This window comes from Deltaproteobacteria bacterium, assembly GCA_030654105.1.
In the GTDB taxonomy this organism is placed as follows: Bacteria; Desulfobacterota; SM23-61; order SM23-61; family SM23-61; genus JAHJQK01.
In genome coordinates, this window is sequence record JAURYC010000139.1 from 1 (window position 1) to 7,362 (window position 7,362).

Here is a 7,362-nt window from a genome sequence, read left to right on the forward strand (position 1 = left end):
CAAAAGGGAAAGTTAAATCCTAATCTGCTCTAAAAATTTTTTCGCGTCAATACTTAATGGGTGCCACTCCTCATTTTTTTTGGAAACATAAATCCTCACTCATTAACCGGGCGGGAGGGTGATTCTTTTCCTTGACTTTCATGATTCTATAAAGTATGAATCAAGCATAAATACTGAAAAAGGCCATGGCTGTTTCAGGAAATGAAAAGCGGCCCAGAGGGAATGCGGATGGAAATCAAAAGTCAGCACAAAGGGCAAAAAGGATTGCGGGAGAAAGTCCTGGATGCGGGTCTTTGCACGAACTGCGGAGCTTGCACAAACCTTTGCCCTTATCATACTTCTTATCAGGACAACCCGATTCTCATAGACACTTGCGATCGGGAAGAGGGTCGATGCTATGCCTTTTGCCCCCGAACTTATACAGATTTACAGGCCCTGCGGCAAAACTTGTTCAACATTGATGAATTCACTCCAGAGCTGGGACCCTTCAAGGGACTCTATATGACCCGCGCAGCCGATCCCCAGGTGCGGCGATCGGCTCAGCACGGCGGGACGGTTACCACCCTTCTTGCTTTGGCTCTCCAGGAAGGTTTGATCGATGCGGCTGTCGTCGCCGAAGAGGGGGGAACCTTTTTACCCGCAGGAGTTGTAGCCAAAACACCCTCGGATTTGGTCAGGCGGGCCAGGAGCAAATTTGTGGTTTCTCCCAACGTGGCGACGTTCAACCAGGCGGCCAAAAGTGGATTGGAGAAGATCGGAGTGGTTGCCACTCCCTGCCAAGCACTGGCCTTGGCCAAGATGCGCCTTAAACCTTTGCCCTCAAAAGACAGCAACATCGATAAATTGCATCTTGTTATAGGCCTGTTCTGTGGCTGGGCTCTTTCCTGGCGTGAACTGAAAAGTTTGTTGCAGGGAAAGATGGGGAAAAATTCAATTGTCGGCTTGGACATTCCTCCCAGCAAGCATCATTCCATGGAAGTCCATACCCAAAACGGAATCATCGAGATTTCCCTGGATGAGGTTTTGCCAAGCGTCAGAAAGGCCTGCCAATACTGTTACGACCTGACAGCCGAATTCAGCGATGTATCGGTCGGTTCGGCACGCTTACCAGAAGGCTGGGAGGTGGCCCGGGGTTGGAATCAGGTGATTGTCCGAACTCAGATGGGCCAGGAGCTTATCGCTCTTGCCCGCTCTCGCGGCCTTCTGGAATTTCGCGACCTACCGGAAGGGAATTGGGAAAAACTGCAAAAAGCTTCCGTGAATAAAAAAAGGGCAGCCATCCAGAATCTGGTTCAGCGGAGCGGCAGCTCGAAGGATCTCTTATATTTGGATGGTCAGGACCCCGTATTACGAACGCTTATGGGGTAACCGGAATACTGGAAAAATGGAATAGGGGAAGGAATTTTGATCATGTCCATCATCGCTCTGGACGCACCCGGAAAAGAACTTTTACTCATGGGCAACGAAGCCATTGCCAGAGGGGCTTTAGAAGCCGGGGTCAAGGTGTGCACTGCTTATCCCGGAACACCTTCCACCGACATTATCGAGAATCTGGCCTCCGTAGCCAAGCCTATGGGACTTTACGTGGAATGGTCGATTAACGAAAAGGTCGCCTTGGAGGTTGCTTCCGCCGCAAGCTTTTCTGGATTGCGGGCGCTTTGTGCTATGAAGCAGAACGGATTGAACGTCGCTTCCGATTATTTGCTGAGCCTGAACCTTATCGGCATTGAAGCAGGCCTTCTTCTGGTGACCTGTGACGATCCTTCGGCCCATTCGAGCAGCACCGAACAGGATTCCAGACCTTTTGCCAAATTAGCCGATCTTCCTCTTCTTGAACCCTCCACCTCTCAGGAAGCGAAAGAGATGACCAAATGGGCCTTTGCCCTTTCGGAAGAAATGGGTATTGTTTGCCTGATGAGAGGTGTCACCCGTACTTCTCATGCCCGGGGAAACGTAACTTTGGGGCCGCTGCCTTCCCCTGACGGACGCAAGGCCTGGTTTGATAAAACGAGGCAGAGAAATACCCATCCGGTTTACCAAAAACACGACCAGCTCCACCGTAACCTGATTCGTCTCGAGGAAATTTTTGCAGCCTCTCCCTTCAACCAATATATAGGCCCGGAGCGACCCAAGGCTCTCATCATCACCTGTGGGAGTGGCTGGTTGTATAGCCAGGAAGCATTGGAGTTGCTCGGGTTGGAGGACGCCGTAGGGGTTCTCAAGATCGGGACCACCTGGCCTCTGCCAACGACAATGATCATCGAAAAGCTTGAAAAAACCCCAAAAGTTTTATTTGTCGAAGAAGTGGATTCCTTTTTGGAAGGTAACGTCAAAGAGCTGGCAGCTGATTTCTCCGGTCAAATCGGCCCTAAGACCTTCTTCGGCAAAAGGTCCCAACATATTCCTTTTTTTGGGGAGATGAATGCCGATCGGGTCATCGATGCCTTGGGGAAGATTTTTCAGGTGCGGTATCAAGCCCGCAGCCCGCGGTACGAAGCTCAGGCTGCCGAGGTGGCCGAGAAGATGCTTCCCAGCCGGGCTCTGGGATTTTGTCCGGGCTGCCCCCACCGGGCTTCCTACTGGTCCATCAAGAACGCCCTTCAGCTGGACAACCGGCAGGGTTTCGCCACTTACGACATCGGATGTTATGCCCTGGGACGGGGGCCGGCGGGTTATTATCTTTTAAAGACGGGGGGGGCGATGGGGACGGGAACAGGTCTGGCCAGTGGTTTTGGGAAGCTGGCCAGCTTTGGTTTCGACCAGCCCGTGGTGGCCATGTGCGGAGATTCAACTTTTTTCCATGCGGCCATGCCCCCTCTGGTCAATGCCTGTTACAACAAGTCGAACCTGGTGATGGTCATTCTCGATAACAGCACAACGGCCATGACCGGATTCCAGCCCCACCCGGGAGTGGGAAGGAATGCCATGGGGGAAGAGGTTGCCCCCGTAGACATCGAAGCGGTCTGCCGTTCCTTTGGGGCCAAGGTGTCGGTTACGGACCCTTTCGATCTGGAAGGAACCAAACAAAAAATGTTGCAAGCCCTCGAAGACCCGGTAGGCGCTAAAGTGGTCATCATGCGCCGCCAATGTCAGATGCTGAAGGGGAAGGAAGAAAAACTTCCCTACCAGGTTAGAGTCAATCCGGAAATTTGTATCGGCGATGATTGCGGTTGCGATCGATTATGTACCCGGGTTTTTAAATGCCCGGGCCTGATGTGGGATAAAAAATTGGCCCAAGCCAGGATCGATGAGGTCATCTGCGTTGGTTGTGGCGTTTGCGCGGATATTTGTCCTGAAAAGGCGATCATAAAAGAGGAGATCAGGTAAGTGAACCCGGAAAAAAACTTCTACAATCTCATCATTACCGGCGTGGGGGGGCAGGGGAATGTTCTTTCTTCGCAGCTGATTGGCCAGGCCTTCGTCCACAAAGGATATTTTACAACCATCGGTGAAACCTACGGCGCCTCCCAACGGGGAGGTTCGGTTATGAGTCACATCCGCATTTCCTCGAAAAAGCAGCAGAGCCCTTTGATTCCCAAGGGGAAAGCCGACATAATAGTGGCGTTGGAGCCCGTGGAAGCCCTGCGGGTCCTTACTCATTACGGGAACCCTGAAACAGTGGTCATCGTTAATACCCGCCCCATCTATCCGGTGGATGTAATTTCGGGTAAGGAAGCGTATCCGGAATTCGCCGAGATTGAAAAATCCCTCGAGACTCTTTCTCGGAAAGTCTATTATGTCTCTGCCACTGACCAGGCTATGGAAATGGGTTCGCCTATTCTGGGGAATATGATCATGATCGGAGCCCTCCTGCAAGTGAACCTTCTCCCTCTCAGCATGGAAGAGTTTCGCCAAACCCTCTCCAAAAATTTCAACGGCAAAAGGTTGGAAACAAACCTCCAGGCCTTGGAGCAAGGGAAGAAGATGGAATTCCACATATAAAAAATTGCATCTTGTAAGAGGAGGACAAATAGGGAATATATCAATCTTTTTTCATCATGATGGATTTTTCAAATAGATATGAGCAAATTTCTACCTTGACAAATTCTAAATAGAGGTTAACATATGGACATTCAGAAAAATTTGTTATGCAGGGGCGCGGCGCGAGAGAAAGCGCTGAGGCAAATTCCCCATTCTCTTCTTCATGGGAGTAAACCCCGTTAGAAATTCCAGCGGGGCATTAAACCCCGCCGGAATTATTCTAAAACCTAACCCCGCTGCAGAGCAGCGGAGCATTATTTCTAACGGGGTAAAGTCGGTTGGTGGAGGAAGTTGCGGGAAGGTTATTTTTTTGAAAGGGGGTTCAGACCATGGCTGAGATCAAAAAAATTCTTTATGCCACAGACTTTTCGGAAAATTCAAAGTGGGCCCTGACCTATGCCCTCTCTTTTGCCCAAAAATATGACGCCAAACTTTATATTTTGCACATCATCCAGCAACCCAGTTACCCGCTGGGAATGTATGCCGAAATCTCTTTCGATGCCATGGATAAGTTCAACCGTAATATCTCCGACGTTAGCGAAAAGGAGATGAAGAACCTTTGTGAAGTCGAACTGAAAGGATTTAAAAATTATGAAAGCATGATCATTAACGGGACCCCTTTTGTCGAGATCATTCGGACAGCCAAAGAAAAAGAAGTGGAATTGATCGTTGTTGGAACGCACGGCCGTACAGGGCTTGATTATGTTCTCTTTGGAAGCACTGCAGAAAAGGTAGTACGGAAAGCTTCTTGCCCGGTTCTAAGCGTCCGGCTTCCCGGAAAGGAAGTCAAAAACCATAAAAAATAGGCAAGAGGCAATAAAAACAGGCTATGGGCAATAGGCTATAGGCTATAGGTAAAAATACCGCCGTTAGGGTAGAGGCAAAACGTTATCGATAAAATCAAAGACATTATTTATATTTTTCATCTTTAGTTTTTTTCTTCTATTGCCTATTGCCTCTTGCCTATGGCCTATTTTTATTTTTGTTGCATAAATACCAACCCATTTTAAGACCGTTGTGGTCTTTTTGATACAAAAAGAATAGACTTTTAGTGATTTTATATTTTCAGGTTTATTTATCAGCAGTCAGGAAAGGACTAAGCGGGACAGGTAACTTGCCCTGTTCGAAGTTTTAATTTCCTACTTCCTCCAGGATATCAATTGCTTGTAATAATTATAATTTCTTGAAATGCTGGCAGGGTTGTAAAAGGGATTGAAGGTCTTCAGGGTCTGAAGAAAAAATAAAAAGTGGCATTAAATTTGCTCAATTTTACCAAGAAGTGAGTTTATTTTGCTTTTTAAGAAATTTATTGGCTTAAAAACAGAGCAGTCCTTTTTTTCATCCCGGCATGACCGGGGAAGACGGAGCTCTTTGAAATTATTAATATTTATTTTGGGAATGATTTTTTTAGTTTCCTTCGCCTTCGCCCAATCTCCTGCCGAACGGCAAACTTCTCCCAAAGCAAAGCTTCCCCATAAGGTAGCCATCCTGCCAGTGAAAATTCACAGCCCGGAAAACCTCGAGTTCATGCAAGAGGGGCTTGTTGATATGATTTCTTCCCGGGTCGAGCTCGAAGGTCGGGTGGCCGTCTTGGAAAAAGGTCCAGTCAAAAAAGCTTACGATCAGGTTTCTGGGGAAATGAATTTGGAGAACGCCAGAAAGCTCGGCCATATGCTGGAAGCTGATTTTGTAGTCTTTGGCAGCCTGACGAAATTAGGAGATAGCGCCAGCCTTGACCTGAAGGTGGTCGAGGTTAAGAAAGAAGATCCCGGATCTTCAGTTTTTGTCCAGGCGAAAAAGATGGAAGAAATCATTGCTCGGGTGGATGACTTGGCCCGGAAGATTGACGAAAAAATTCTCGGCTATTCCTTGAAACCCCAGGTGGCGGAAAGACCAGCGGAGGCTGCGAAGGAAATAGGGGGCTTTCCGACTATACCGGCGGTCTCCGGGTCGATCAAGATGGGAAGAGGCGTTTCTGGCGGTGAATTCTGGCAGAGCCAACCGTTTCCTTTCCAGATTAGGGGAATGGCCGTCGGCGATGTAGATGGCGATGGACGGAACGAGGTCGTCCTCATTGGCGAAAAAAACCTGTATATCTACCGCTGGGAGAAAGAATTTAAGCTCCTCTGGAAGAGAGAAGGCGGGAAGCTTGACCAGTATTTGGCCGTCGATGTGGCTGATGTAGACCAAGATGGCCAAGCCGAAATATTCGTCACCAATATACAGGAGGAAAAGCTTTCTTCCTTCGTGGTGGCCTTTAAGGACGGAGCTTTCCGGGCCGTTGCCTCCGGCTTAGACTGGTTCCTGAGGGTAGTGGAGTGGGGAGAAAAGGGAACGGTTTTATTGGGGCAACAAAAGGGGTATAAAATAGGGTTTGAGAGGGCGATTTATGAAATGGGGTGGGACGGGAAAAAATATAAAGAGATTCGGCGAGCCGACCTCCCCAAAGTTTTCAGCATTTACGGATTCACCCCTTTTACCCATGACGGCAAGACAGATTACTTTTTCATCGATTCTGACTATCGCCTGAAACTCATGGGCGCCAATGGAAAAGTGACCTGGAGCAGCCGGGATGATTATGGTTCCAACAATGTCTTTCAAGCCAAGCCTTTGGTTGTTGGGCCAGGTTATAAGTTTGAAGATGCGGATGAGTTGGCGTATATAAATGTGAGGGTGATTCCCAGAGGAAGCGATATTCTGGTCATTCGGAACATATCAAGCACCGGACAATTTTTTACGCGCACGAAATCTTACAGCAAAGGGGAAATACAAATTTTAACCTGGACCGGGGCCATGTTCATGTCCAGTTGGAAATCTCAGGAAATCCAGGGTTACCTGGCGGATTTTCAGATCCAGGATGTGGACAAAGAGAAGGGAAAAGAGCTGATCGTGGCCGTCAACCTCCCCGCAGAGACATTTTTTTCGGGGGGGAATAACAGCGCTTTGATGGTCAGCCGGATGCCCGAAGGTCAATAGAAATTTTTCTATTGACAAACTTTTTCAAGATAAGTATTTTGGGATGAAGGAATTCAAACGTCTTTTTAGTAGAAATTCCCAAGGGAAGGGGGTGAGGAGGGAGGCCAAAGCAAATTTTTGGCTGGGATGAAAAAAATAGAGCAATACGTATCAATCGAAAGGAGGAAGAGAATGAAGAAATACTTAGTGTGGATTGGGGCGATGATTTTGGTCATGGCCCTGACTTCGCCAGCCCTGGCGCAGGATTGGGCCAAACAATTTCAGGCCACATCCTTGTTCCAGATCTGGTCCGTTGCGGTAAACAAACAGGACTTCAAGATGAATGTCGCCGACGATGATATTACGACAAAGGGGATCTCCTCCCGAATCAATTTCTACTTGAATTGGGGCGATCCCAAATATGTG

Annotated in this window: 6 protein-coding genes; all 6 read left to right on the forward strand. The window is 48.3% G+C overall.

Annotated features, from left to right (window positions below; translation table 11 throughout):
- Positions 1 to 228: 228 nt before the first annotated feature.
- Complete coding sequence (locus Q7V48_05655) at positions 229 to 1,368, forward strand: Coenzyme F420 hydrogenase/dehydrogenase, beta subunit C-terminal domain (GenBank protein ID MDO9210221.1); 1,140 nt, start codon at positions 229 to 231, stop codon at positions 1,366 to 1,368.
- 42 nt (positions 1,369 to 1,410) lie between these two features.
- Positions 1,411 to 3,327, forward strand: a complete 1,917-nt coding sequence (locus Q7V48_05660) for a thiamine pyrophosphate-dependent enzyme (GenBank protein MDO9210222.1) — start codon at positions 1,411 to 1,413, stop codon at positions 3,325 to 3,327.
- A complete protein-coding gene (locus Q7V48_05665) occupies positions 3,328 to 3,942 on the forward strand; it encodes an indolepyruvate oxidoreductase subunit beta (protein MDO9210223.1) in 615 nt (204 codons plus the stop codon).
- 368 nt (positions 3,943 to 4,310) lie between these two features.
- On the forward strand, positions 4,311 to 4,787 hold the full coding sequence (locus Q7V48_05670) for a universal stress protein (GenBank protein ID MDO9210224.1): 477 nt from the start codon (positions 4,311 to 4,313) through the stop codon (positions 4,785 to 4,787).
- A 565-nt stretch (positions 4,788 to 5,352) separates the two neighbouring features.
- The gene (locus tag Q7V48_05675; GenBank protein MDO9210225.1) at positions 5,353 to 6,957 is read left to right on the forward strand and encodes a VCBS repeat-containing protein; all 1,605 of its coding nucleotides are present in this window, start codon (positions 5,353 to 5,355) and stop codon (positions 6,955 to 6,957) included.
- A gap of 171 nt (positions 6,958 to 7,128) precedes the next feature.
- The coding region (locus Q7V48_05680) for a hypothetical protein (GenBank protein MDO9210226.1) at positions 7,129 to 7,362 on the forward strand (234 nt) is incomplete at its 3' end.